The sequence below is a fragment of the Kribbella sp. NPDC050459 genome (assembly GCF_040655315.1).
In the GTDB taxonomy this organism is placed as follows: domain Bacteria; phylum Actinomycetota; class Actinomycetes; order Propionibacteriales; family Kribbellaceae; genus Kribbella.
This window is the reverse complement of record NZ_JBFAJQ010000017.1, coordinates 147,651-171,872: the sequence shown is the minus strand read 5'-3', so window position 1 is coordinate 171,872 and position 24,222 is coordinate 147,651. Positions and strand designations below refer to the sequence as shown.

Annotated in this window: 26 protein-coding genes, 1 tRNA gene and 1 pseudogene; 18 read left to right on the top strand and 10 right to left on the bottom strand. The window is 69.8% G+C overall.

Translation table 11 applies throughout. The features are described from left to right. Nucleotides 1–90 precede the first annotated feature (90 nt). From AB0I12_RS38085 to AB0I12_RS38070, 4 genes are read right to left on the bottom strand one after another with little or no spacing between them, the layout of a single operon-like run. Entirely contained in the window at nt 91–1,305 is a 1,215-nt protein-coding gene (locus tag AB0I12_RS38085; protein WP_359939816.1) for an ABC transporter permease, read from the bottom strand. Next, nucleotides 1,302–1,967, bottom strand: coding sequence for an ABC transporter ATP-binding protein (locus AB0I12_RS38080; RefSeq protein ID WP_359939814.1), 666 nt, complete (start codon nt 1,965–1,967; stop codon nt 1,302–1,304). The genes AB0I12_RS38085 and AB0I12_RS38080 overlap by 4 nt, the downstream gene beginning before the upstream one ends. Continuing rightward, a complete protein-coding gene (locus AB0I12_RS38075) occupies nt 1,964–3,043 on the bottom strand; it encodes a peptidoglycan-binding domain-containing protein (protein ID WP_359939811.1) in 1,080 nt (359 codons plus the stop codon). The genes AB0I12_RS38080 and AB0I12_RS38075 overlap by 4 nt, the downstream gene beginning before the upstream one ends. Continuing rightward, nucleotides 3,016–3,525, bottom strand: coding sequence for a hypothetical protein (locus AB0I12_RS38070; protein ID WP_359939808.1), 510 nt, complete (start codon nt 3,523–3,525; stop codon nt 3,016–3,018). Before AB0I12_RS38070 ends, AB0I12_RS38075 begins: the two co-directional genes overlap by 28 nt. A 105-nt stretch (nt 3,526–3,630) precedes the next feature. Here AB0I12_RS38070 and AB0I12_RS38065 point away from each other — a divergent pair, with 105 nt between their 5' ends. From AB0I12_RS38065 to AB0I12_RS38015, 11 genes and pseudogenes are all read left to right on the top strand, one after another. Beyond that, on the top strand, nt 3,631–4,287 hold the full coding sequence (locus AB0I12_RS38065) for a response regulator transcription factor (protein ID WP_359939805.1): 657 nt from the start codon (nt 3,631–3,633) through the stop codon (nt 4,285–4,287). Further along, complete coding sequence (locus tag AB0I12_RS38060; protein WP_359939802.1) at nt 4,284–5,498, top strand: HAMP domain-containing sensor histidine kinase; 1,215 nt, start codon at nt 4,284–4,286, stop codon at nt 5,496–5,498. Before AB0I12_RS38065 ends, AB0I12_RS38060 begins: the two co-directional genes overlap by 4 nt. 34 nt (nt 5,499–5,532) lie before the next feature. Then, a complete protein-coding gene (locus tag AB0I12_RS38055) occupies nt 5,533–5,877 on the top strand; it encodes a YciI family protein (RefSeq protein WP_359939798.1) in 345 nt (114 codons plus the stop codon). Beyond that, the gene (locus tag AB0I12_RS38050) at nt 5,874–7,070 is read left to right on the top strand and encodes an RNA polymerase sigma factor (RefSeq protein ID WP_359939795.1); all 1,197 of its coding nucleotides are present in this window, start codon (nt 5,874–5,876) and stop codon (nt 7,068–7,070) included. The genes AB0I12_RS38055 and AB0I12_RS38050 overlap by 4 nt, the downstream gene beginning before the upstream one ends. Nucleotides 7,071–7,108: 38 nt before the next feature. Continuing rightward, complete coding sequence (locus AB0I12_RS38045; RefSeq protein ID WP_359939792.1) at nt 7,109–7,861, top strand: methylenetetrahydrofolate reductase; 753 nt, start codon at nt 7,109–7,111, stop codon at nt 7,859–7,861. Between the two features lie 181 nt (nt 7,862–8,042). After that, nucleotides 8,043–8,264 (top strand): annotated as a pseudogene (locus tag AB0I12_RS38040) (4Fe-4S binding protein); the annotation flags it as partial. A gap of 122 nt (nt 8,265–8,386) precedes the next feature. Next, entirely contained in the window at nt 8,387–8,881 is a 495-nt protein-coding gene (locus AB0I12_RS38035) for an NADH-quinone oxidoreductase subunit J (protein WP_359939789.1), read from the top strand. 2 nt (nt 8,882–8,883) lie between these two features. Further along, nucleotides 8,884–9,192 (top strand): NADH-quinone oxidoreductase subunit NuoK, encoded by a 309-nt coding sequence (gene nuoK / locus AB0I12_RS38030; RefSeq protein ID WP_355482322.1) that lies wholly within the window; start codon nt 8,884–8,886, stop codon nt 9,190–9,192. Continuing rightward, nucleotides 9,189–10,952: an NADH-quinone oxidoreductase subunit L gene (locus tag AB0I12_RS38025; RefSeq protein WP_359939786.1), complete on the top strand. Its 1,764-nt coding sequence runs from the start codon at nt 9,189–9,191 to the stop codon at nt 10,950–10,952. The genes nuoK and AB0I12_RS38025 overlap by 4 nt, the downstream gene beginning before the upstream one ends. Then, nucleotides 10,949–12,478 (top strand): NADH-quinone oxidoreductase subunit M, encoded by a 1,530-nt coding sequence (locus AB0I12_RS38020; protein ID WP_359939783.1) that lies wholly within the window; start codon nt 10,949–10,951, stop codon nt 12,476–12,478. The genes AB0I12_RS38025 and AB0I12_RS38020 overlap by 4 nt, the downstream gene beginning before the upstream one ends. A gap of 115 nt (nt 12,479–12,593) precedes the next feature. Further along, a complete protein-coding gene (locus AB0I12_RS38015) occupies nt 12,594–14,045 on the top strand; it encodes an NADH-quinone oxidoreductase subunit N (RefSeq protein ID WP_359939780.1) in 1,452 nt (483 codons plus the stop codon). Here AB0I12_RS38015 and AB0I12_RS38010 read toward each other — a convergent pair. Further along, nucleotides 14,023–14,874, bottom strand: a complete 852-nt coding sequence (locus AB0I12_RS38010) for an arylamine N-acetyltransferase (protein WP_359939777.1) — start codon at nt 14,872–14,874, stop codon at nt 14,023–14,025. The two genes, AB0I12_RS38015 and AB0I12_RS38010, sit on opposite strands and share 23 nt — an antisense overlap. A gap of 20 nt (nt 14,875–14,894) precedes the next feature. On the opposite strand from AB0I12_RS38010, the gene AB0I12_RS38005 reads away from it, so the two are divergent. Further along, a complete protein-coding gene (locus AB0I12_RS38005; RefSeq protein ID WP_359939774.1) occupies nt 14,895–15,503 on the top strand; it encodes an N-acetyltransferase in 609 nt (202 codons plus the stop codon). Between the two features lie 18 nt (nt 15,504–15,521). Continuing rightward, a complete protein-coding gene (locus AB0I12_RS38000) occupies nt 15,522–16,535 on the top strand; it encodes a lactonase family protein (RefSeq protein ID WP_359939771.1) in 1,014 nt (337 codons plus the stop codon). Here AB0I12_RS38000 and AB0I12_RS37995 read toward each other — a convergent pair. Next, nucleotides 16,532–16,828 carry a hypothetical protein gene (locus tag AB0I12_RS37995; protein WP_359939768.1) on the bottom strand — a complete coding sequence of 99 codons (297 nt, stop codon included), beginning with the start codon at nt 16,826–16,828 and terminating at the stop codon, nt 16,532–16,534. The genes AB0I12_RS38000 and AB0I12_RS37995 overlap by 4 nt on opposite strands. Further along, a complete protein-coding gene (locus AB0I12_RS37990; RefSeq protein WP_359939765.1) occupies nt 16,825–17,688 on the bottom strand; it encodes a phytanoyl-CoA dioxygenase family protein in 864 nt (287 codons plus the stop codon). Before AB0I12_RS37990 ends, AB0I12_RS37995 begins: the two co-directional genes overlap by 4 nt. Before the next feature lie 102 nt (nt 17,689–17,790). Here AB0I12_RS37990 and AB0I12_RS37985 point away from each other — a divergent pair, with 102 nt between their 5' ends. Both AB0I12_RS37985 and AB0I12_RS37980 read left to right on the top strand, forming a co-directional pair. Next, on the top strand, nt 17,791–18,573 hold the full coding sequence (locus tag AB0I12_RS37985) for a helix-turn-helix domain-containing protein (protein WP_359939762.1): 783 nt from the start codon (nt 17,791–17,793) through the stop codon (nt 18,571–18,573). A gap of 10 nt (nt 18,574–18,583) precedes the next feature. Beyond that, nucleotides 18,584–19,318, top strand: a complete 735-nt coding sequence (locus AB0I12_RS37980; protein ID WP_359939759.1) for a hypothetical protein — start codon at nt 18,584–18,586, stop codon at nt 19,316–19,318. On the opposite strand, the gene AB0I12_RS37975 is transcribed toward AB0I12_RS37980, so the two are convergent. Beyond that, a complete protein-coding gene (locus tag AB0I12_RS37975) occupies nt 19,315–20,055 on the bottom strand; it encodes a response regulator transcription factor (protein ID WP_359939756.1) in 741 nt (246 codons plus the stop codon). The two genes, AB0I12_RS37980 and AB0I12_RS37975, sit on opposite strands and share 4 nt — an antisense overlap. A gap of 139 nt (nt 20,056–20,194) precedes the next feature. On the opposite strand from AB0I12_RS37975, the gene AB0I12_RS37970 reads away from it, so the two are divergent. Further along, a complete protein-coding gene (locus AB0I12_RS37970; protein WP_359939753.1) occupies nt 20,195–21,442 on the top strand; it encodes a vanadium-dependent haloperoxidase in 1,248 nt (415 codons plus the stop codon). Here AB0I12_RS37970 and AB0I12_RS37965 read toward each other — a convergent pair. Then, entirely contained in the window at nt 21,408–22,337 is a 930-nt protein-coding gene (locus AB0I12_RS37965; RefSeq protein WP_359939750.1) for a phosphotransferase, read from the bottom strand. The genes AB0I12_RS37970 and AB0I12_RS37965 overlap by 35 nt on opposite strands. A gap of 57 nt (nt 22,338–22,394) precedes the next feature. After that, nucleotides 22,395–22,886 (bottom strand): YajQ family cyclic di-GMP-binding protein, encoded by a 492-nt coding sequence (locus AB0I12_RS37960; RefSeq protein ID WP_359939747.1) that lies wholly within the window; start codon nt 22,884–22,886, stop codon nt 22,395–22,397. 82 nt (nt 22,887–22,968) lie between these two features. Between AB0I12_RS37960 and AB0I12_RS37955 the strand changes: the two genes are divergently transcribed. Then, nucleotides 22,969–23,051, top strand: a tRNA-Tyr gene (locus AB0I12_RS37955). A gap of 274 nt (nt 23,052–23,325) precedes the next feature. Further along, entirely contained in the window at nt 23,326–24,222 is an 897-nt protein-coding gene (locus tag AB0I12_RS37950) for a hypothetical protein (RefSeq protein ID WP_359939744.1), read from the top strand.

The following is a 24,222-nucleotide window of genomic DNA, read 5'->3' as shown; positions in this document are numbered from 1 at the left end:
GCTCCACTTCTACAATCATCACCGACCCCACAGCGCAATCGGCGGCCAGCCACCCATCACCCGACTAACCAACGTCCCTGGACATCACAGCTAGGGCGTCGCCAGTGCCTCGGTCGGGGACAGGCGGGACGCGCGGACGGCCGGATACAGTCCCGCGAGGCCGCCGATCACCAGTGTTGCCAGTACGCCGCCGGCCAGGGCCCAGACCGGGATCACCGTCAGCCAGTTCTGGTACGACGCGTAGCCGGCGGTGACCGCGGAGCCGAGGATCGCGCCGCCGATCCCGCCGAGCGCGGACAGCAGTAGCGACTCGGTCAGGAACTGCGTCCGGATCTGGCCGCGGGTCGCCCCGAGCGAGCGGCGCAGGCCGATCTCGGCGCGGCGTTCGAGCACCGAGATCACCATGATGTTCGCGACGCCGACACCGCCGACCAGCAGCGCGACTGCGCCTAGGCCGAGCAGGAGTCCGGTGAACGCCTGACCGGCGGCCTGCTTCGCGGCGAGCGCGTCGGACGGTCGCGACACCTCGACCTCGTTCGGCGCCTCGGGGTTGGCCGTTGCGCCGAGCACCGATCGGACCGCGGGCACCTGAGCGTCGTCCGACCGGGTGTAGATCGTGGTCGGATGCCCGTCGAAGGAGAGTTCGCTCGCCGCCGGCCAGCCCATCAGCGCGGCACTGTCCAGCTCCGGTGCGAGCGCGGCCGGCTCGAGGATGCCGAGCACGGTGAACCAGGTGTTGCCGATCAGCACCTGGGTGTCCGGTCCGGCCTTGGTGATCCCGAGTCGTTCCGCGGCGGCGGCGCCCAGGACGGTCGCCGGGTACGAGCCGGTGGCGGCGTCGATCCACTTGCCGCTGCGGATCGTGGCCCCGATCGTGTCGAGCAGGTTGGTCCGGGCGGCGTACGCGATGATGCCGTTGGTCTCGACGTCGGGGATCTTGCTGGTCCGGTACACCGAGGCGTCGTCGACCTTGCCGATCGCGGACTCGGCGCGGACCGGGGCGATCCGGCGGACCATGGACTCGGCCGCGAGCGGCAGCTGGGCCTGCTCACCGGTCAGCCGGGTGCCCGGCGTGACCGTCAGCAGGTTGGTGCCCAGGGCATCGAGTTGCCCGTCGAGCTCGGCCCGCGACGACGACGAGATGCCGACCACGGCGACCATCGCCGCGATCCCGATCGCGATGCCGAGCGCGGACAGGAACGCCCGCATCGGCCGCGTCCGCAACCCGACGGCCCCGACCCGCACCACATCCCGGAGTTTGAGCGAAGCGGGCCTGAGCTCTCCGTTCCTTCGGGTCCCGCTCATGCGTGCACCTCCTCGACGATGTGGCCGTCGCGCATCCGGATCTGGCGGGGGAGGGAGGCGGCGATGTCGCGGTCGTGGGTGATGACGACGACCGTGGTGCCGGCGGTGTGCAGGTCGCGGAGGAGCTGCATCACGCCCGCGCCTGACGCGGAGTCCAGGGCGCCGGTCGGCTCGTCGGCCAGCAGTACGGCGGGTTCGCCGGCGACTGCCCGCGCGACGGCGACTCGTTGACGCTCGCCACCGGACAGTTCGTGCGGCTCATGATCGAGGCGGTGCGCGAGCCCGACCCGTTCCAGCGCGGCCGCGGCCCGCTTCCGTCGTACCGCCAGCCGGAGACCGGAGTAGAGCAACCCGTCGGCGACGTTGTCGACCGCGCGGACGCCGGCGGCGAGGTGGAACTGCTGGAAGACGAACCCGATCCGGGTCGCCCGCAGCGCGGACAATCCGGCGTCGGACAACCGCGCCACGTCGTACCGGTCGATCCGGACCGTGCCGGACGTCGGCCGGTCGAGCGTGCCGAGCACGTTCAGCATCGTGGACTTGCCGGAGCCCGACGGGCCGACGATCGCGACCAGTTCGCCGCGGTCGATCCGCAGGCTGACCCCGCCGAGCGCGTGCACGCCTCCCGGATACACCTTGGTCACCTCGGTCAGCTCGATCACTTCGGGATCCCCACCGCGGTGCCGGCGGTGATGCCGGCGCCGCTGATCTCGACCTGGCCGCCCGCGAACAGCCCGGTCTTCACCGGCACGTACCGCGACGTCGTACCGTCGGTGACCTCGACGCCGAACCCGCCCTCGCGGAGCGCGACCAGCGCCGCGACCGGGACCGTCAGGACGTTCCTGCGCTCCGACGCGGTGAATGTGACGTCGACCGCCGCGGACGACCAGGCGGCCACCGCTTTCTGGTCCGCGACGGCGACAATCACCTCGACCTTCGTTTCCGGGTCCTGGTCCGGGCTTTCCGCCGGGATGATCACCGTGGAAACTTTCTGGATCTTTCCGGCGACCGACTTTCCGTCCGGCAGCCCGACGGTGACCGCGGCGTTGAGCTTCGCGAGCCGCTGGTCGGCCGCGTCGAGCTGGACCGTGACGGCCCGGGTGGTGCCGGTGTAGGTGAGCACCGGCTGGTTCGGCCCGAGCGGCGAGCCTTCCTCGGCTTGCACGCTGTCCACCCGCAGATGACCGGGTGCGAACAGCACGCTGCCGAGCTCGACGACTCCGGTCTCGTCCCGCCCGAGATCCTCCTGCCACTCCTCGACGGCCTCGGCGGTCGCGTCGGTGTACTCGTCGTCCACCGTGAACCCGGTGTAGCCCATCGCCTTCAGGTTCTGCTCGAGCTGCAGGACGTCGGTCCCTTCGCTCCCGACCGCCAACCTGCGGTACGCCGGGAGCGCGCCGTACAGGAGCGTCGTCGGGACGTTGTCGATGCTGTAGACGGTGTTGCCGCGCCGGAGCTCCTGCCCGCTGTCGGGGACGAAGGTGACCGTGCCGGCCACCCGGTTGACCGCGGAGGACGACGTGCCGAAGCCGAGCCGGCCGTCCTCGGTCTCGGTGTCCTTCAGGGTCTGCCGGGTGACCTTCGTGGTGTTGACCGGCACGGCCTGCGCGGTCTGGTCGGATGCCTGGCTGGTGTCGCCCCGGCTCACCAGGAAAGCGCTGGCGGCGCCGCCCACGGCCAGGACGACGACAGCCGTCAGTGCCTTGCGCATCAGCGCGCCGCCAGGATGCTCTGGCAAGCGTCCTGCGCCTTCTGGAAGTCCGGATCGTCCGCGACACCCGGGCCGATCATGATCCCGCGCTGGTCCGGCTTCGGGTCCGGGAACTTCTCGACCCCGTTCTTCCGCATGCACTCGGCGTACTTCCGGCCGTTCTCCTGCTGTTGCGGGTTGGCGCTGCCCTGCGCCTGCGGGTTGTACTGCTGGCACGCCTCCATGGCCTGCTGGACTTTCTCCTGGGTGACCCCGGAGTTCTTGTCGAACCTCAGCATCGGGCCCTTGCCCGGCTCCGGGTCCGGCACGTTCAGGCCGTTCTCCCGCAGGCACTGGGTGAACTTCACCGCCATTTCGTCCTGGCTGAGGCTGGCCGGCGCGCTGCTCGGCGCCGTGGTCTGCTGCGCGCCGGTGCCGGACGCCACCTGGGTGTCGGGCTCGTCGGCGCCGCAGCCGGTCAGGATCAGGCCGGCCGCCAGGACGGAAACGGCCAGGATGGTGTTGCGCATCATTGCTCCTCTCGTTTCCGGAAACCCTGCTCGGCCGGCCGTTTCCGGGCCGTTTCCGAGTCCGGAAACACCGCGGAAACAGGGCCGTCGGGGATCATGGGGTGCGTGCGGGTACTGGTGGTCGAGGACGAGCCGTTGCTGGCGGCAGCGATCGCGGAATGGCTGCGCGACGATGCACATGCCGTCGACGTGGCCACGGACGGCGGCGCGGCGCTGGAACGGTTGTCGGTGAACGCGTACGACGTCCTCGTGCTGGACCGCGACATCCCGGTCGTCCACGGCGACGAGGTCTGCCGGCAGCTGGTCGCGTCCGGGTCGGCCACGCGGGTGCTGATGCTGACCGCGGCGGCCGCGGTGACGGACCGCGTGGAGGGGCTCGGGCTGGGCGCCGACGACTACCTGACCAAGCCGTTCGCGTTCGCCGAGCTGGCCGCGCGGGTGCTCGCGCTCGGGCGGCGCAGCCGGCCCGCCGATCCGCCCGTCCTGCGCCGCGCCGGCGTCACGCTGGACCCGGCCCGGCACGAGGTTTTCCGGGACGGCCGGTACGTGCCGTTGTCGAAGAAGGAATTCGCTGTCCTCGCGGAGCTGCTGCGCGCCGACGGCGCGACCGTGTCGGCCGAACAACTGCTGGAGAAGGCATGGGACGAGCACGTGGACCCGTTCACCGGAGCGGTCCGGCTGACGATCCTGAAGCTGCGCCGGAAACTGGGCGAGCCGGGACTGGTCGAGACGGTCACCGGCGTCGGCTACCGCATCCCTTGAAACGACTGTCGCTCCGCGGCCGCCTGACCCTGCTGTACGGCGGGCTGTTCATGGTCGCCGGTGTGCTGCTGCTCGGCGTCACGTACGCGCTGTTCAACGCGAACCTCGGCCAGCAGTACCGGGTGATCGTGAAGGGCACGTACCTGAGCAGCCCGACGCCGGGCAAGGCTCCGCCGGCACCGCCGACCAACGACGTGTACGTGATGAACAAGGACGGCGCCGTCCTGACCGGCTCGGATGCCGAACGGGTGCTGGAACAGCAGCGGCAACAAGTACGGCAGGCAGCGATCAAGTCGTTGCTGACCCAGGGGAGCATCGCGCTGGTCGCGGTCGGCGCATTGGCAGCGGGGTTCGGATGGCTGGTGGCCGGGCGGGTGCTCGCGCCGCTCCATCAGGTCACCGACACGGCGCGCCGGATCGCGGCGTCGCCCGCCGCGCTGCACGAGCGCATCGCACTGAAAGGCCCGGACGACGAGGTCAAGAACCTGGCGGATGCGTTCGACACAATGGTCGAGCGGCTGGACCACTCGTTCGACGGCCAGCGGCGGTTCGTTGCCAACGCATCCCATGAGCTGCGGACGCCGTTGACGCTCGGCCGCGCCCTGGTCGAGGTCGCGATGCACCGGCGTACGGCGTCCCCGGACGTGAAGGAACTGGGTGAGAGCCTGCTGACCATCAACGCCCGGCACGAGCAGCTGATCGAAGGGCTGCTGATCCTGGCCGACTCCGAGAAGCAGTTGACCACGGTCTACCCGGTGAACCTCGCGGACGTGGTGACCCACGTGACCGGCCAGCTCACCGGCGAGGCGGCCGCGGCCGGCGTCGAGTTGATCCGCGGCCCGGGCGACGCGCCGACGCGGGGCGATGCGCTCCTGCTCGAACGGCTCGTCCACAACCTGGTGGAGAACGGCATCCGGCACAACACGCCCGGCGACGAGCGCTGGGTCCGCGTGATCAGCAAACGGGCCGGCGACCAGGTGCGCGTCACCGTGACGAACACCGGGCCCGAGATCCCGCCGTACGAGGTCGAGAGCCTCTTCAAGCCCTTCTACCGCCTGGGCGCCGAGCGGCTGGTCGGCGGCAAGGGCGCCGGGCTCGGCCTGTCGATCGTCCGGTCGGTCGCCGAGGCCCACGGCGGCACCGTCACTGCCATGCCCCGCGCGGGAGGCGGGCTGGAAATTACTGTGGTGCTGCCTGTCGATCCGGGCTGAGACCGTTCGTGTAGAGGGCGAGAAGGAGGCGACGATGAACCAGTACCTGCTCAGCATCTACCAGCCCGACGGTCCGGCTCCGGCACCCGAGGTGCTGGAGCCGATCCTGCGGGACCTGCAGGCGTTGAACGAGGAGATGCGGGCGGCCGGCGTGTGGGTGTTCGCGGCCGGTCTGCATCCGCCGGAGACGGCGACCGTGCTGAAGGCGAGCGGCGACGACGTGCTGATCACCGACGGGCCGTTCACCGAGGGCAAGGAGCATCTCGGCGGTTTCACGGTCATCCAGGTCGAGGATCTGGACGCGGCGCTGCACTGGGCCAAGCGGCTGGCCGAGGTGCTCCGCAACCTGTCTGTCGAGGTCAGGCCGTTCCAGTCGTGACAGCTGACCTCGCTGCGATCTTCCGGGCCGAGCACGGGCGCGCGGTGGCTGTTCTCACGCGCGTGTTCGGTGACCTGGAGATCGCCGAGGACGCCGTCCAGGACGCGTTCGCGACGGCGCTGGAGAAATGGCCGGACTCCGGCGTACCGCCGAGCCCGGCCGGATGGATCATCACGACCGCGCGCAACCGCGCGATCGACCGCCTGAGACGCGAAGCCGCACGGACCGGCAAGCACGCCGAGGCCGCGCTGCTGCACGCGGAGACCGAGCCGGTGGAGGAGGGTGCCGTGCACGACGATCGTCTGCGGCTGATCTTCACCTGCTGCCACCCGGCGCTCGCCCTGAACGTCCGGGTCGCTCTCACGCTGCGCATGCTCGGCGGCCTCAGCACCGCCGAGATCGCGCACGCGTTCCTGGTCCCCGAGCCGACGATGGCGCAACGCCTGGTCCGCGCCAAGGCCAAGATCCGCGCCGCCGGCATCCCGTACCGCGTCCCGTACGAGGCGGATCTGCCCGAGCGCGTCCGCGGCGTACTCGCCGTCGTCTACCTGATCTTCAACGAGGGGTACGCCGCCTCGTCCGGCGACACCCTCGTCCGCGACGAGCTCGCCGCCGAGGCGATCCGGCTGGGACGGCTCCTGGTCGACCTGATGCCCGACGAACCCGAAGCGGTCGGCCTGCTCGCGCTGATGCTGCTCCAGCAGTCCCGACGCCCGGCCAGGGTCGCGCCCGGCGGAACGCTGATCCGCCTCCGCGACCAGGACCGCGCGCTCTGGGATCACCGGCTGATCGACGAAGGCCACACGCTCGTACGGCGATGCCTGCGCCGCAACCAGCCCGGTCCGTACCAGCTGCAGGCCGCGATCAACGCCGTCCACGCCGACGCCGCGACCCCCGAGGCCACCGACTGGCCGCAGATCCTCCAGCTCTACGACCACCTGCTCGCCCTCGACCCCACGCCCGTCGTGGCGCTCAACCGAGCCGTCGCCGTCTCCGAAGTCGAAGGCCCCGCCGCCGCCCTCGCCCTGGTCGATGCGTTGAACCTCGACTCCTACTACCTCTTCCACGCCATCCGGGCCGACCTCCTCACTCAGCTGGACCGTTCCGCCGACGCCCGAGCTGCCTACGAGTCGGCGCTGGGCCTCACCTCCAACGAAGCCGCGCAGGACTTCCTCCGGACCCGCATGAGATAACCCGGCCGGCGGCGTGCACCTTCGGTAGGGTCCCGAGGGTGTTCGAGTTGATCTGTGAGGTGGAGCCTCCGACGCGGCCGGACCTGAAGAAGGTGCGGCACCAGATCGGCGTGATGAGTCCGATCGCGGACGGTTTCCTGATCCCGGACAACCACATCGGGCGGGCGACCGTGTCGAGTGTCGCGGTCGCCAACGAGGTGCAGCTGATGGGCGCACGCGGGATCGCCTGCCTGAACTCGCGGGACCGGAACCTGCTCGGTTTCCGGCGCGACCTGCTGACCGCGGCGGCGTACGGCGTCGAGCAGTTCCTGTTCGTGCACGGTGACGACCCGGCCGAAGGTGCGCGGACCAGTCAGCTGACCGTGCGGCGGATGATCGAGCAGACCCGCGAGACGACGTACCCGGGCTGTGCCCCGTTCAAGGTCGGCGCCGCCACCCGCTTGTCGAAGGTCCCGCGCTGGAAAGCCGAGGCCGATTTCCTCTACGTCCAGGTCAGCTACGACCTGGACGAACTGCTGCGCTGGCGCGCGTCGGTCGACCTCGACATCCCGGTGTACGCCGGGGTGATGGTGCTCGCGTCCGCCCGGATGGCACGCAATCTCGCCGGGCTGCCGCAGCTGACGATCCCGGCCGAGCTGGTCGACGCGGTGGAGCGGGACCGGGACGCCGGTGTCGACCACGCCTGCGAGCAGATCCTGAAGATCCGTGACTCCGGGGCCTTCGAGGGCGTTCACCTGATACCGGTCAGCCGGTACCGCCAGGTCGCGGCCCGCCTAGAACGCGAGCTGTAAGGCGTGCAGATCGGCTAATGTCCTGCTAAGAGACCGGAGGTGGAGCGTGGGACTGCCTGGCAAGGGCCTGGTCGAGGGGTTGAAGGTCACCGCGAGGACCCTGGCCCGTCGTTCCGTCACCGAGCAGTACCCGGACGTCCAGCCGGAGTTGCCGCCGCGCAGCCGCGGCGTGATCGCGCTGATGGAGGAGAACTGCACCTCCTGCATGCTGTGCGCCCGCGAGTGCCCGAGCTGGTGCATCTACATCGACTCGCACACCGAGACCGCGCCGTCGGTCGGTGAGCAGGCCCGGGAGCGCAGCCGGAACGTGCTGGACCGGTTCGCGATCGACTTCAGCCTCTGCATGTACTGCGGGATCTGCATCGAGGCCTGCCCGTTCGACGCGCTGTTCTGGTCGCCCGAGTTCGAGTACGCCGAGACCGACATCCGCAACCTGACCCACGAGAAGGACCGGCTCCGCGACTGGATGTGGACGGTGCCGGCGCCGCAGCCGATCGACCCCGGTCCGGACTCCGGGGACGACGCGTGACCACAGTCCTGTTCTCCGTTGCCGGCGCGGTGGCGGTGGCCGCGGCCGTGCTCGTGGTGGTCTCCCGCCGGATCGTGCACGCCGCGCTCTGGCTGGTGGTCGCGCTCGGCGCCGTCGCCGGCTGCTTCGGCGCGCTGCACGCCGAGTTCGTCGCGCTGGTCCAGATCCTGGTGTACGTCGGAGCGATCGTCGTCCTGGTCCTGTTCGCGCTGATGCTCACGAAGGCGCCGACGAATCCGCTGCCGGAGCTCACCACCGGGCGCAGCCCGTTCGCGGCCGTGGTCGCCGCGGTGCTCGCGCTGATCCTCGGCGCCGGCGTGGTTCTTGCCTTCGGCAACGAGAAGATCGAGCCGGTGACCGGCGGGTCGGCGACGGCGATCGGCACCCAGGTGTTCAAGAACTGGGTGCTCCCGTTCGAGGTCTTGTCGGTGCTGCTGCTGGCGGCGCTGATCGGCGCGATCGCGCTGTCGCAGCGCAAGAAGGAGGACTGACGGTGCCGCTGATCCTCCCGCTGCTGCTGGCCGTCGTCCTGTTCTGCATCGGTGTGTACGGCGTCCTCGCGCGCCGCAACGTGATCACGATGCTGATGTCGTTCGAGCTGATGCTGAACGCGGTCAACCTGAACCTGGTCGCCTTCGACGCCTGGCGGGTGGACGAGGCCACCGGGCAGACGCTCGCGATCTTCGTGATCACGCTGGCCGCGGCCGAGATCGGCCTCGGCCTGGCGATCGTGCTGCTGTTGTTCCGCGGCCACGGCCATGTCGACGCCGACGCGGCCCGTGACCTGGTGGAGCGGCCATGATCGCGACGGTCTGGCGCGTCACCGGTGTGGCCTTCTCGCTGCTGATCTTGTTGTTCGCCGCCCTGCTGTACGGCGCTGCCCCGGATCAGGTCGCGTTCCTCGACTCGCCGGTCGGCGACCTCACCATCGGCTTCGCGGTCCGCACCGACGACCTGACGGTCCTGATGCTCGCGGTCGTCGGCGTGATCGCGACCTGCGTCCAGGTCTACTCGCTCGGGTACCTGCACCAGCGCCCGGCGTCGTACCACGCGCTGGTCACCTTGTTCACCGCGGCGATGGTGACCGTCGTGGTCTCGGACAGCTTGTTCTTCCTGCTGATCGGCTGGGAAGTGATGGGCGCCTGCTCGTACCTGCTGATCGGCCACTACTGGGAGCGCCGGGACGCCCGCTCCGGCGCAGTGAAGGCGTTCCTGATGACCCGGTTCGCCGACGTCGGGTTCCTGTTCGGCATCTTCGTGCTCGGTGTCGGCGCGGGGACGTTCCGGATTTCCGAACTCGATCCGGCGCGGATTTCCGCCGGGGTGCTGACGACCGGCACGCTGCTGCTGCTCGTCGGGGTCGTCGGCAAATCGGCGCAGGTCCCGTTGCAGACCTGGCTCCCGGACGCGATGCCCGGCCCGAGCCCGGTCAGCGCCCTGATCCACGCGGCCACGATGGTCGCCGCCGGCGTCTTCCTGATCGCCCGGCTCTACGACGTCTTCGCCGCGTCCGAGACCACACTGACCGTGCTCGCGATCGTCGCCTGCGTGACGATGCTCGTCGCCGCGCTCTGTGCGTCGGCCGCGGTCGAGGTGAAGCGCGTCCTCGCCTGGTCGACGGTGAGCCAGCTCGCGATCATGTTCTCCGCGCTGTCGCTCGGCACGGCCGAGGGCCGGCACGCCGCGCTCTTCCACCTCGTCACGCATGCCGCGTTCAAGGGTCTGCTGTTCCTCTGCGCGGGAGTGCTGCTGCACCAGGTCGGCAGCGCGGCCCTGGTCGTCCTGCGCCGCTACACGCGCCGCGGAAAGCTGCGGAAAGCGCTGCCGGTGACGTTCCTGACCATGAGCGTCGGTCTCGCGGCGCTGGCCGGCGTCCCGGGGTTCGCCGGGTTCTTCTCCAAGGACGCGGTGATCGAGGCGGCCTGGGAACAGGCGCACGACGGGTCGGTCGTCGGGTGGGTCGTGCTGCTGTCCGTCTGCCTGACCGCGGCGCTGACGGCCTTCTACTGCGTGCGGCTGTGGCTGTGGACCTTCTTCCGGACCCCGGCGCTGGCCGGCGGCATCGGCGCGTTCGAGGACGGTGACGCGGCGGCCGACCTCGACGAGCCCGACACCTCCAAGCTCCGTGACGCGCCGTGGGTGATGCTGGCGCCGCTCGTGCTGCTCGCGGTCGCCTCGATCGTGCTCGGGTACGTCGACGGCGTGCACCTCAGCTGGGTCATCGGGCTGGTCTCGACCGCGCTCGTGCTGCTCGGCGCGCTCCCGGCGTACTCGCTGTGGCGGCGCGGGGCGGATCCCCGGCCGGTGGTGTTCGAGCGCGAGTTCGGCGTCGACCCGGCGTACCACGGTCTGGTCGTCGTGCCCGTGCGGTGGCTGGCCAAGCTGACCGTGGCGGGGGACCGCGACGTCATCGGTGCGTACGTCCGCGCGGCCGGCCGCACCGGGACGCTGGCGTCGCAGGGGTTCCGCCGGCTGCAGACCGGGAACGTGCAGACCTACCTGACGGCGGCCGTCATCGGCGCGGTCGCGCTGGCCGTGCTCGCGGGGGTGATCGGCTCGTGAACGCGATCCTGCTGGCGATCCTCGTGCTGCCGGCGCTGGCCGCGGGAGCGTTGTGGTCGATCCCGGCCGCGATCGGCGACCGTCTCGCGGCGGCGTACGGGTCGGTGATCTCCGGGCTCGTGCTGGTCGGGGCACTGATCCTCTGGCCGCGGACCGGGGGATGGTTCGCCTATGTGCCCGCGCAGGAACAGCTGCTCGGCGACGCCGTCCACCCGCTCGAGGCCGTGATCGACGTACCGTGGATCCCGTCCCTCGACGTCCGGTTCCACATCGGCGTCGACTCGATCTCGGTGCCGCTGATCGTGCTGACGGCGCTGCTGACCTTCCTGTGCTGCCTGTACTCGCTGAAGATCACGCCGCGGATCGGCCGGACCCGTTCCCTGATCGCGCTGCTGCTGGTGATCGAGACCGGCGTGATCGGGACCTTCTCGGCGATGGACCTGGTGCTGTTCTTCGTCTGCTTCGAGATCGTGCTGATCCCGATGTGGCTGGTCATCGACATCTGGGGCGACCATCACGACCCGGCCGGACGGAAACGCGCCGCGACCACGTTCGTGCTGATGACCGTGTTCGGTTCCGCGCTGATGCTGCTCGGTTTCCTGCTGGTGCAACGGGTGACCGGGACGTTCGACATCGTCGCGCTGACCAACTCGCCGGTCGCCGGCGGGCACGGGGTCCCGCTGGCCGCCGCCGTACTGATCGCGGTCGGGCTGGCCGTGAAGGTGCCGCTCTGGCCCCTGCACATCTGGCTGCCGGACGCGCACGCGAAGGCGCCGACGGTGGGGTCGGTGCTGCTGGCCGGTGTGCTGCTGAAGCTCGGGACGTACGGCCTGATCCGGATCCTGGTCCCGGTGCTGCCGGACGCGACGGCGACGATCGCGCCGTACCTCGGGGCGTTCTCGACCGTGGCGATCGTCGCGGGGTCGCTGGCCTGTCTCGCGCAGACCGACGTCAAGCGGCTGATCGCGTACTCGAGCGTCGGGCACATGGGCTTCATCGGGCTCGGCATCGCGACCATGTCCCCGGCCGGCCTGCGCGGCGCGCTGTTCGCGAACATCGCGCACGGGCTGATCACCGGGCTGCTGTTCTTCCTGGCCGGAGCGATCAAGGACCGGCACGACACCAGCGACCTGCGCGCGATCGGCCGGGCCCTGTACGCCCGGTTGCCGCGGATCGCCGCGCTGCTGACGTTCGCGTGTCTCGCCTCGCTCGGGCTGCCGGGGCTGGCCGGCTTCTGGGGCGAGATGCTGGTGCTGCTCGGCGCCTACGACCCGGCCGCCTGGTTGCCGCGGACGACGTTCCTGGTGTTCATGGTGATCGCCGGACTCGGCACGGTGCTGACCGCCGCGTACTTCCTGCGGCTGGTCCGCAACCTGTGCCAGGGCGACCCGGCCGAGAACCCGCCGGCCGCTTTCGCGGTCGACCTCAGCCGGATCGAGCTGATCACCTGGGCGCCGCTGGTCACGCTGACCGTCCTGCTAGGCGTCTGGCCCGGCCTCCTCCTCCAGCAGTGGGGTGCCCTGTGACGGCGTTGAATGCCGCGCTGCCGCGCGGCGGGTCATGGGGCTGTGACTCCCGCCCTTCCCTCGTCGCTCCGGTCGCTTCGCTCCCTCCGCTCCTCAGTCCAGGGCGGGAGGCCCCATGACCCTGACATGGACCGATTGGCAGGCAATCGCGGTACCGCTGGTGCTGGCGATCGGCGCCGTCGCCGTACTGCTGGTCGACAGCTTCTGGAAGAGTGCCTCGGCCGAGCTGCGGCACACCGTCGTGACCTTGCTGACCAGCGCGGTCATCCTGTTCGGGCTCGTGTTCGCGTGGGCGCAGCGCGACGACTTCAAGCCCGCGTTCTGCCGGCCTGCGGTCGAAGGGCCGGCGCAGTGCAGCCTGGTCTTCGAGCCGTTGACGGCCGGGTTGTGGGCGGTGCTGCTGATCGGCGGGCTCGGCGTCGCCGGCCTGTCGACGTACCGCCTGCTGGCCGCGGACATTCCGATCGGGGAGTACCACTTCCTGCTGCTCAGCGCGCTCACCGGCGCGACGGTGCTGGCCGGCGCGCGGGACCTGGCGACGCTCGTGATCGCGCTCGAGGTGGTGTCGCTGCCGAGCTTCGCGATGGTCGGGCTGCGCCGGGACCGGCGCGGTTCCGAGGGCGCGATGAAGGCGTTCCTGGTGTCGGTGCTGTCGACGGCCGTGATGCTGTTCGGCATCTCCTACGTGTACGGCGTGACCGGCTCGCTGTACCTGTCGACGATCGCGAACCGGCTGACCGGGCTGGATCCGGACCTGGCCCGGGTGGCGTTCGCGGCCGGGCTGTTCGTGATCGTCGGGTTCGCGTTCAAGATCGCGGCGGTGCCGTTCCACGCCTGGCTGCCGGACACGTACGTCGGCGCGCCGGTGGAGGTCACCGCGTTCCTCGCGGTGGTGTCGAAGTCGGCCGGTGTCGCCGGACTCCTGGTGCTGGTGACGTCCGGGATCGCGCCGGACGGCTCGCAGTTGCGCACCGTGGTCGCGATCCTCGCCGCGGTCACGATGACGGTCGGAAACCTGGCCGCGCTCCGTCAGGTCGAGGCGGTGCGACTGCTCGCGTGGTCGTCGATCGGGCAGGTCGGCTTCCTGCTCGCGCCGCTCGCCGTCGACGACGCACAGGCCGTCGTCGGGTACTTGGCGGCGTACGTCGTCGTCACGCTCGGCGCCTTCGGAGCGGTCGCCGTCGTGCAGCGCCATCGCCCCGGGGGACTGCTCACGGACTACCGCGGCATGGTCCGCTCCGAGCCCGGTCTGGCCGCCGCCCTGATCTTCTTCCTGGTCGTCCTGGCCGGACTTCCGCCTGGTCTCGCGGGTCTCTTCACGAAGTTCGCCGCGTTCCAGGCCGTGATCGACGGCCACCTCGGCTGGCTCGCGATCGTCATGGCCGTCAACGTCATGATCGGCCTCGCCGTCTACCTGCGCTGGATCGCCGAGCTCTTCCGCCTGCCCGCCGACGACCCGTTCTCGGTCGACATCGAGACCCCAGCGGTCACGATGCTCTCACTGTGCACCGCAGTGGCCGCCGTCCTCTCGGTCCTGCCCAGCATCATGTTCGCGCTTGCGACCTGACGAAGTCCTCGTACTGGGACCAGACGCGACGCCACAGCGCGTCCCGGTCAGCTGCGGAGTAGTGCGGCAGGGGCAGGCGGAAAACATCCGCGAGGGCGGCGAAGTAGTCGGCGGGGGTCTCGAGCAGAGTGTTGTCGACCCGGTCGGAAAACGTTTCGCTCAGCCCGACGGAACGTAGTACGACAACGGATTCCGGTGTCCGGCGGAACGCGGAGGCGAGTCGCACGAACGGGGACGCCGGGTCGGCGGAAAGCTGCCGGTGCTGGGCGGCGAACGCGTCCAGGGAGACCGGGGCCGACTCGAAGTCCATGCCGATCAGGTTCGCGCGCGGATCGTGGTCGAGTCGCCAGCCGTCGGTCTTCTCCGACGGGCGCAGGCGCAGCGTGAACGGGTACTGCTCGGCCTCGCCGGTCTCCAACGGCATCGGATGGCGCAGACCGTCGCCGAGGCCCGCATCGACGAGCCACCAACGCTCCGGGTCCTCGACCAGCCCGCTGACCGTCAGCACCATGTGACTGCCGTCGATGTCGCCCGGCCGGTTGACTGTCTGTACGCCGCCCCGGTGCATCCGCACGCGGTACTCGAGCTCGGTCAGCAGCAGCGCGAACGTCCCGTTCAGCTGGAAGCAGTACCCGCCGGTCTCGCGCGCGACGATCCGCTTCGCCACGTCCTCCGGCTCGAACGCGCCACCCGGCGCGAGCTGGTACTGCACGGTCTCGTACGGCACCTGATCCACGTACGCCGCATGCAGCTGATTCAGACCCTCCAGCCGCGGCGGGCCGTCGTACCCGCTGAGTCCGACTCGCCGGAGGAACGCCTCGGTATCCATAGGAACCTAGGCTAAGCGGGGTGATCGACGTGTTCGACCGAGTTGCCGCTCACGATGTCGCCGGCGAGCTCGGCGAGGTGTTCGCGGCTGCCTTCGGTGCTCCGGGGTACGACGACGAGCGCGCCGACGCCCAGCGGTTCGCCGGCGAACAGTTGCCGACCCACGCCGCTCGCGACGACTTCAAACTCGTCGTCGCGCGCCTCCCGCGTCCTGTCGGCACACCGCCCGCCGGCAACGGCGTCGGCTCGCTCGACGTCGCGGGCGTGATGGGTGGCAGCGGCCCGATTGCCGGATTCGCCTACGGTTTCACCGGACACCTCGGGCAGTGGTGGTCGGACCGAGTCGCGGCGGCGATCGGTCCCGAACTCGCGGCGGAGTGGATCGGTGGGCACTTCGAGGTCGTCGAGCTCGCCGTCCTGCCCGCTGCCCAAGGGCAAGGCCTCGGGACCGCGTTGATGCAGGAACTGATGCGGGACCTCCCGAACCGGAAAGCGTTGCTGACGACGTACGCCGACGACCGGCCGGCACCGCGGCTGTACCGGCGGCTGGGCTGGCAGCTTCTCGTTTCCGACCTCGGCTGGGGGTCCGCGCTCTACGGGATGGACAGAGGTGTGCCCGTCGGCTCCTGACCTGGCAGGGTATGAGCCATGACCTCTGAGCGGATCTATGTCGGGAGCTACACGAGTCAGGCCGGCGGCGGGGACGGGATCGCGTTCGGGCCGCTGGACGGGATCGAGACGGCGGCGACGGTCGCCGACCCGTCGTTCCTGGTCAGGTCCGCGGACGGGGGGTTCCTGTACGCCACCAACGAGGAGCCGGACGGTAAGGTCTCGGCGTTCGCGATCGGCGCGGACGGCGCGCTCGAGCTGCTCAACCAGCAGTCCACCGGCGGCATGCACCCGTGCCACCTGGACATCGACCCGTCCGGCCGGTTCCTGCTCTCGGCGAACTACACCTCAGGCTCCGTCGCCGTGCACCCTGTGCGCGAGGACGGTTCGCTCGGTGAGCGGGCGTACTTCGTGCAGCGGTCCGGGACCGGACCGAACGCGGAGCGCCAGGAGGGACCGCACGCACACCAGATCGCGTTCGACCCGGCCGGTGAGTACGTGTTCGACGTCGACCTCGGGTCCGACACGGTCTACTCGTCGACACTCGGCGAGGACGGTGCGCTGCATGAGGTCGACCGGCTGCGGATCCACCCGGGCGCGGGGCCGCGGCACCTGGTGTTCCACCCGACGGCGGCCGCGGCGTACGTGATCAACGAGCTCGACTCGACGCTGACCGTCTGCAGCTACGCCGACGGGAAGCTGACGATCGTGCAGACGGTGTCCACCCGGCCGGCCGACTCGCCCGGCGAGAACTTCCCGGCCGAGCTGCTGATCTCCGCCGACGGCCGGTTCCTGTACGGATCGAACCGCGGCGACAACACGATCGCGGTTCTCGCGATCGCGGCCGACGGGCTGAGCGTGGAGCTGGTGCAGACGATCGGGTCCGGCGGGGACTGGCCGCGGCACCTCGCCTTCGGAAACGACCGGAACACGCTGTACGCCGCGAACGAGCGGTCCGGTCAGATCGCGACCTTCACCATCGCCGACGGCCGGCTCACCCAGGCGGGCGAGCCGGCCGCATGGCCGAAGCCGGTGTGCGTCCTGCCGGTCTAGACGAGCTTCTCGAAGAAGAACTCGTGCTTGAGGAAGGACACGTCGTACTCGTGCCCCGGGTACGGCGGGTTCAGCTGGGCCGCCTGGAAGAGGCGCCAGCCGTCCTTGAGCGCGTCGAGCCCGGTCTCGTACGGCGGTACGTCGCTGTCACCCGTCGTCGGGTGCGTCTCGCCCGTGCCGTCGTACACCGACCAGCCGACCACGCGCGCGTCGAGCGCCGAGGAGGCCAGGTAGAGGACCAGCACCTGCTGACGGAGGCCGGTCACCTGTGGGGTCTCTGCCGTGGCGGTCATGCCATCTCCTTCTTCGCTGCGTGCGGGTTGTTCGCGCGGTCGGTCACCACGCGCTGCGGACGGTTCGAGACGCGGGTGACCCAGTAGTTCGGGTCGTAGGTGTCGTCGCCGCTGATCGCGCGCCACAGCATGATGCGGTTGTACCGCTCCAGCCGGCCGGTCGCGTTCTCGTACCAGGGGAAGTTCTGCTCCAGCTCGGCCGCGACCTGGTCGTCGTACAGATCGTCGGTGTTCCACAGCCGCACCTGGCGGACGGTCGGGTTGAACCGGATCTTGAACATGTAGCGGTCGATCTCGCTGTCGTTCTTGCGGCCGCCGTGCCAGATGCCGTGGTGCAGGAACTGGACGGTGCCGGCCGGGCAGACCAGGCGGGTCTGGCCGAGCAGGTTCTGGTAGCGGCCGGTGTCGGACTCGTTGGTCCGGCGCAGGTGGCTGCCGGGGACGCTGAGCGTGCCGCCCATCTCCAGCGTCACGTCCTGCGGGTAGTACATCAGCTGGACGTCGAAGGCGTCGGTGCGGACGTCGATGATCGCGTCACCGTGCAGGTTCTGCGCCTCGCCCTCGTGGGCCTTGCGGATGTGGACCGCGTGGTGGTCGACGGTCGGCTCGGGGCCGACCAGGCTGTGGATCGCGCCGGCCACCTCGGGCAGCTGCACCAGGCGCTGGACGAAGTCGCTGTCCACGAACGCCTCCGACAGCGGGGTGCCGTACGGGACCCCCGGGATGCCGGCCTTCAGGACCTCGATCGCCTGCTGGTTCATCTCGTCCGGCACGACGGCGTCCATCCGGAGCGCGCCGGTGGCCACGAACTGCGCCATCTGTACCGAGGTGAGCAGGTGTTTGCGATGCGGATGGGGCATGGAAACTCCCATGGTGGGGTGGTGGTTGCTACTCCTCCAGGCTAGGCACGGAAAGCGTGATCTCGCGTGGGTTGTGTTCACCACTGCTGGTAAATTCTCACCATGGTCGAGTTGCACCTCACGCAACCCCCGGAGGTGCTGAACGTCGGCGCCGGGATCCACGGCGTGCGCGGACTGCGGGACGTCTTCCGCCTGCCGGACCTGTGGCAGCTGCACCTCTACAACTACTCGGCCGAGCTGACCCTGCTCGGTACGACGTTTTCCGTCGCGCCCGGCTACGTCTCGCTGACCCCCGCGGGCACGCAGGTGCAGTTCGACTACCGCGGGCGTTCCGAGCATCTTTACGCGCATTTCCGGCCGGTCGTCGCGGGCGTCCCGTCGTCGGTCCCCGTCGTCCAGGACGCCGGCGAGGCCGCGCCGCTGCTGTCCGGGCTGCTGCGCTCCGCGATCGAGTCCTCCCCGTCCGGCTCGTCCCGCACCACCGCGGACGTCTGGAGCGCGCTGTGGCGGATCGCGGAGCTCACGCCCGCGACCGCCGAGACCCGGCATCCGGCCGTCGCCACCGCGATCGCGCACATCGAGGCCAACCTCGCCCAGCCGCTCACGGTCCCCGGCCTGGCCCGGGTGGCCGGCGTCTCCCACAACCACCTGACCCGCCTGTTCCGGTCCGAGACCGGCGCCACGGTGATCGCGTACATCCGGCGCCGGCGCATGACCCGGGCCCGCCACCTGCTCGTCTCCTCCACCCTGTCCATCCCTGCGATCGCCGCGTCAGTGGGCATCCCCGACCTGCAGGCCTTCAACAAGACCTGCCACCGCGAACTCGGCACCTCACCGCGCGCCGTCCGGGGGAAAGCGGTGGCCGGTGAACGGGTGGGTGGTTAATGTCCGGGGCATGTACGAACTGATCCCGGTGGCCGCGGCGCCCGAGCTGGACGAAGAAGCGGGGCAGCGGTTCGTGGAGGAGTGGCCGGAGTTCATCTTCCACGACGAGGGCGTGAAGCCGTTCCGCGAGCGGCGGCTCGAGTATTTCCGCGACTGGGAGTTCTACTTCGTCGACGAGACCCGGCGGCTGATCGCGGGCTGCTGGGGCGTGCTGCTCGCGTGGGACGGCACGGTCGAGGACCTGCCCGGCGGGTTCACGGACTCGCTCGCGCGGTCGGTCACGGAGTACGAGGAAAACGTCGTACCGAACACGTTCGTGCTGATGGCGGCCGCCGTGCGTTCCGACGAGCAGGGGCAGGGCCACGCCGGCCGGGTCATCACCGCCGTTCGCGACCGCGCCGTCGCCTCCGGCCTCGGGCAGGTGATCGCGCCGGTCCGCCCGACGCTGAAGTCGCGCTACCCGCTGACTCCGATCGAGACCTTCATGACCTGGACCCGCGAGGACGGCCTGCCGCTGGACCCCTGGCTGCGCACCCACGTCCGCCTGGGCGCCACCCTCCTGGCGCCCGCTCCGGCCTCACAGACGATGACCGGCTCGGTGGCCGACTGGGAGAAATGGACCGGAATGCAGTTTCCGTCCTCCGGCACCTACACCATTCCCGACGGCCTCACCACGCTCGAGATCGACCGCGACGCCGGCACGGGCAGGTACGTCGAACCGAACATCTGGCTCCGGCACGTCTAGTTGGAGTGCGTGCGGGGGAACGCGGTCGCGACCGCGGCGGTGCGGCTGGTGACGCCGAGCCGTTCGTAGATGTTCTCCAGGTGCTTGCGCACGGTGCCCTCGGCGACGAAGAGGCGATGGGCGATCTGGGTGTTGCTGTGCCCGTCGGCGACCAGCCGGAGTAACTGCAGCTGGCGCGTGGTCAGGTCGGGGACACGGGCTCGGCGACGCTCGTGCGCGCGGAGCACCTCGATGAAGTGCGGGCGGAGCATCGTGAGCAGCAGCCGCTCGCGTTCGGTGAAGTCGCGGCCGGTGGCACGGAACAGCAGGATCCGGCGGTCCTCTGCGCCGCGCACCGGCAGCGGTACGGCGATCTCGTGGCGGGCACCGAGGACGCGGAACCACTCACCGACGATCGAGTTCGCCAGTTGGCGGCCGGACAGATAGTCGGAGACCTTCCAGACCGACTGGTAGTCGCCGGTGAGCTGCGGCCGGCAACAGGTCTCACCTTCCCAGTAGGACCGCCAGAACAGCTCCTCCCAGCCGTCCGGGAGCGGGTCCGGCACGATGCCGAACTCCTCCAGCGCGACAACCGCGCGGTCCAGCGGACGGCTCACCTGGAAGCTGATCTCCTCGGCCGGGACCAGTTCGGCGAGCGCGGCCAGCAGTTCGCGCGGGAACAGCTCCTCAGGATCAGCCCGACGGCCGGAGTCGACGACGTCGAGGATCTGACGCAGATCGCGTTCGGTGACAGTCATGACCATCTCCCCCTCCCCAGGCTAGGCCGATCCGGCCGATGGCAATACGGCGAACGTCGTATGGCTGTCAGCGATCGGCCGCGGTGAGCTAGCCGCGTGGGGCGGCGCCGTGCTGTTCCGCTGTTCGGAGGGGAACGTCATGAGATTGCTGTTTCGCCCAGCCGTATTGCTCATCACCGGCACGTTGGCATTGGCAGGTTCCGTCGTCGCACCTGCGAGCGCCGGGCGGGTGGACGCGGCGCCGGTGCTCGACTGGAGCCGGTACGCCACGCAGGTGATCGTCGCGGGGCGCCCACCGGCCAGTTCCGAAGTACTGCTCGGCATCGTGCACGTGGCGATCGCCGACACCGTGGCCGGGCTCGGGTACGGCCGGCCGTTCCAGGTCGCCGTACGACCGGAGCGGAAAGCGTCCGCCGCGGCCGCGGTCGCCACCGCGGCGTACGACGTACTGCGGGCCCGCGTACCGTCACCCGGGCTGGAAACGACGTACGCCGACTACCTGGCCGGCGTGCCGGACGGGGGCGGGAAGACGCGGGGTGTCCAGCTGGGCCGAACTGTGGCGGCGGGCGTACTCGCGTGGCGCGCGGGCGACGGCCTGAGCAACACCGTGCCCTACGTGCAGGCCCCACCAGGTCCAGGCGTGTGGGAGCCGACGGCCGCGACACCTCCTGTCGACATCGTGCTCACGCAGGTCAGGCCGCTCGCGCTGCGCTCTCGTGCGCAGTTCCGCCCGGACGGGCCGTATCCGCTGGTCAGTAAGCGTTACGCGCGTGACGTCGCGGAGGTGGCTTCAGTGGGTCGCAAGGACAGCCCGACGCGTACGGCGGCCCAGACGGAAACGGCGATGTTCTGGTCCGAGCAGACGGCTCAGCAGTGGGGCCGGGCGCTGCTGCAGTTGGCCTCTGACCGGCACCTCTCGCTGGGCAGTGCCGCGCAGATGCTGGCGCTGGCCCACGTCTCGGCCGGCGACGCGGTCATCGCCTGCTGGGACGCCAAGTTCCACTACCTGTCGTGGCGGCCGGTCCACGCCATCCAGCGCGCCGACACCGACGGAAACCGTCGTACTCAGGCCGATCCGACGTGGCAGGCCCTGCTGAACGTCAACCACCCGGAGTACCCGTCCGGCCACGCATGCCTCACCGCGGGCGTGACAGGTGCGTTGCAGGCCTTCTTCCACACGGACAGGGTCCCTCTGACGATGAGCAGTCTGGTCACGAACACCACCCGCTCCTATGCAAACCTGGCCGCAGTACGCAGCGACGTCCGTGAGGCCCGGATCCTGGCCGGCCTGCACTTTCGCCACTCCATGCTCGACGGCGAGGCGTTGGGCAGCCAGGTGGCGGCGTGGGTCGCTACTGGACGGCCAGGGCGGCTAGGCCAGTCGTGAGGATGCCTTTGGTCACCTGGAGCGCATAGGGCTCCTCCGGGCCGGTGATGGCCTGGTGGGACCAGCCGACAACGTCTTCGAAGGCTCTGACGTGCCGGTAGTAGTGGACGGCTTCCTGGTCGACGGTGTGGGGCCCGTAGCCGGCCAGGAAGGCGTCCATCTGGCCTGTCGTGGTGGGGCCGACGTCGCCCATGCCGCCGAGCATGAACATCAGGTCCTGTTCGCGGGGCGCGAAGATGACGTCGTCCCAGTCGATCAGGTGCAGCCCGTCCCGGATCAGGACGTTGCCCAGATGCGGGTCGCCGTGGCAGACGACCCGCGGGCCGGCCGGCGCGGGAGGCCGGTTCGTGAGCAGGTCCTCGATGATGTGGTCGTACTGCTTCCACACCGCGGCCAGCTCCTCCTCGACCTCACCCTCGGGCGTCTCCAGCCGCGTCCGCACCTCCGCCGCGAGCGCCGGCGTCCGCGCGTCGATATGGCTGTGCTTCGGCAGCGCGTCCCGCAGCCGATGGGGCGGCTCGGCGTCGTGAACGCGCCGCAGCAACGCGCCGTACTCGGACCACTGCTCGTCCGTCAGCCCCGTCCGCGCCGCCCGCGGCCCGTCGATCCACGGCGTGATCGTCAACCGCTTCTTCGCGTGCACGCTCCACAACCCGCCCTCGACGGTCCGGATCATCTCCGGTACGCCGGGCAGCCCGGAATCGGCCAGAAACGCCGCGACCTGATGCCCCGTGTTCGTCCCCGCGCCGCTCCACTTCACGGCGTACACGTTGGTCGCCGTACTCGCCCGCCACACCTGCGCGGCGATATCCGCGCCCTCCGCCACCGGTGTGAGCTCCACCACGTCGAGCCCGAAGTCCGCCAGCAACCACTTCCGCAGCAACGTCTCACCCACACCGCCAGCATGCCCGGCAAACAGGTCCGCAGCGAACCGATTACCGGGCAGGGCGCGTCAGCGGTAATTCACGAACTGGACGGCGAAGTCGTAGTCCTGGGACTTGATCAGGGACTGGACCGCCTGCAGGTCGTCGCGGCTCTTGCTGGACACCCGCAGCTCTTCGCCCTGGATCTGCGCCTTCACGCCCTTCGGGCCCTCGTCGCGGATCAGCTTCGAGAGCTTCTTCGCGTTCTCCTGCGTGATCCCGGCGTCGATCGTGGCGTTGATCTTGTAGATCTTCCCGGACAGCTTCGGCTCGTCGGCTTGCAGCCCCTTGAGCGAGATCTGCCGCTTCACCAGCTTGTCCTTGAACACGTCCAGGACGGCGCTCACCCGCTCCTCGGTGTTCGCCTGCATGTCGATCGCCTCACCGGACCACTTGATCCCGGCGTCGACGTTCTTGAAGTCGAACCGCTGGCTGATCTCCTTCGCCGCCTGGTTCACGGCGTTGTCCACCTCCTGACGGTCCACCTTGTTCACGATGTCGAAGGAGGACTCCGAAGCCATGGGCACTTCCTTTCCGATTTGCTGTCAGGGCCACTACCTGTTGTATCGTCTCCCACGCCGGTTCACGAACCGGCAGCACCCTGGCGGGTTGCCCGAGCGGCCAAAGGGAGCAGACTGTAAATCTGTCGGCGTATGCCTACGCAGGTTCGAACCCTGCACCCGCCACGAAGGCGATGGGCGAGGTGTGTCGCGCAGTTCCTGCGCTGACCGCCTCGCCTTCGTCGTGTTGTGCGGCTGCGCTTCGCTTGCCGCGGGCGGGGGCTCCGCCACCCGCGCCCCTGCGCCTTCGCTTCGCCCGGCGGTTGGGGTCGGGTTTGCCAGTTACCGCCGGTACGCCTGCGCCTTCGCTTCGCTCGGCGGTTGGGGCGGGTTCGTCTGTTACTCACGGGTTGATGTGTAGGGTCGGGCGTCCGGTCAGGTGTTCTGGGGAGGACTGTCGATGAAGCTTCGGCGTTGTGTGCTTGCTCTGGCTGCGTTCGGACTGGTGGCTGTCGGCACCACTACCACTGCTTCTGCGGCGCCCGCCGCTGCGGCGCAGGTGTGTTACGACTCGGTCGTCTGGCCTACCAAGGCGAACGTCGTGGACACGGTCGACATCACCGCGCACAAGCCGCCGACCCCGGTGACGCCGCCGTACGTGTACTCGAAGTTCTTCGCCAGCCGCTACATGGACAGGTGGTACCTGGCGTGGAACGCCACGGGCACGCAGTACTACGCCTTCGGTCTGTTCCTGCTGGGCTCGAACCTGTACCGGCAGACGACCGTCTTCTCGGGGCCGCGTCCGTGGCAGTCGAAGGCGGTTCGGGTCGGTACCGGCTGGGGGAGCTTCAAGTCCATCGCCACCTCGAACTATCCCCTCAAGGGAGCCCGGCCCGCGTACCTGTACGGCCTGAACACCAACGGCAACCTGTACCGCTACGCCCCGAATGGCACCGGCTACCGGTCGGCGAGCTCGTTCGCCGGTTTCCGGGGCTTCAAGGCGATGACCATGATCAGCGAGGAGCGGACGTACGACACCCTGCTGATGACGACGACGGCCGGCGCGCTCTACACCATCCACATCCCGGTCGCGGCCGGTGCGAAGCCGGTGGCGGAGCTGGTCCGGAAGTCCGGGTGGGCGGCGTTCGAGTCACTGGCCGTCAACAAGTGCGGCGTCAACGGCCCGACGGTCATCATCGCCGTCGACCACGACACCCAGGCCGGCTACCAGTACGGCTTCAGCAAGTTCAACGGCACAGCCACCGCGATGGTGTCGTACGGCAAGGTGCCGGCGGTCTTCAACGGGCTGAATCACACCTCCCAGGTCGGATTCCAGGACATCCTCCTGGGCGAGTAA

What these genes read in the sequence shown, in the direction of transcription:
- AB0I12_RS37950 (WP_359939744.1), top strand. Translation starts at nt 23,326, where the DNA reads ATGAAGCTTCGGCGTTGTGTGCTTGCTCTGGCTGCGTTCGGACTGGTG.
- AB0I12_RS37970 (WP_359939753.1), top strand. Translation starts at nt 20,195, where the DNA reads ATGAGATTGCTGTTTCGCCCAGCCGTATTGCTCATCACCGGCACGTTG.
- AB0I12_RS37975 (WP_359939756.1), bottom strand. Translation starts at nt 20,055, where the DNA reads ATGACTGTCACCGAACGCGATCTGCGTCAGATCCTCGACGTCGTCGAC.
- AB0I12_RS38070 (WP_359939808.1), bottom strand. Translation starts at nt 3,525, where the DNA reads ATGCGCAACACCATCCTGGCCGTTTCCGTCCTGGCGGCCGGCCTGATC.
- AB0I12_RS37995 (WP_359939768.1), bottom strand. Translation starts at nt 16,828, where the DNA reads ATGACCGCCACGGCAGAGACCCCACAGGTGACCGGCCTCCGTCAGCAG.
- AB0I12_RS38025 (WP_359939786.1), top strand. Translation starts at nt 9,189, where the DNA reads ATGATCGCGACGGTCTGGCGCGTCACCGGTGTGGCCTTCTCGCTGCTG.
- AB0I12_RS38000 (WP_359939771.1), top strand. Translation starts at nt 15,522, where the DNA reads ATGACCTCTGAGCGGATCTATGTCGGGAGCTACACGAGTCAGGCCGGC.
- AB0I12_RS37990 (WP_359939765.1), bottom strand. Translation starts at nt 17,688, where the DNA reads ATGCCCCATCCGCATCGCAAACACCTGCTCACCTCGGTACAGATGGCG.
- AB0I12_RS37980 (WP_359939759.1), top strand. Translation starts at nt 18,584, where the DNA reads ATGTACGAACTGATCCCGGTGGCCGCGGCGCCCGAGCTGGACGAAGAA.
- AB0I12_RS38085 (WP_359939816.1), bottom strand. Translation starts at nt 1,305, where the DNA reads ATGAGCGGGACCCGAAGGAACGGAGAGCTCAGGCCCGCTTCGCTCAAA.
- AB0I12_RS38015 (WP_359939780.1), top strand. Translation starts at nt 12,594, where the DNA reads ATGACCCTGACATGGACCGATTGGCAGGCAATCGCGGTACCGCTGGTG.
- AB0I12_RS38055 (WP_359939798.1), top strand. Translation starts at nt 5,533, where the DNA reads ATGAACCAGTACCTGCTCAGCATCTACCAGCCCGACGGTCCGGCTCCG.
- AB0I12_RS37960 (WP_359939747.1), bottom strand. Translation starts at nt 22,886, where the DNA reads ATGGCTTCGGAGTCCTCCTTCGACATCGTGAACAAGGTGGACCGTCAG.
- AB0I12_RS37985 (WP_359939762.1), top strand. Translation starts at nt 17,791, where the DNA reads ATGGTCGAGTTGCACCTCACGCAACCCCCGGAGGTGCTGAACGTCGGC.
- AB0I12_RS38010 (WP_359939777.1), bottom strand. Translation starts at nt 14,874, where the DNA reads ATGGATACCGAGGCGTTCCTCCGGCGAGTCGGACTCAGCGGGTACGAC.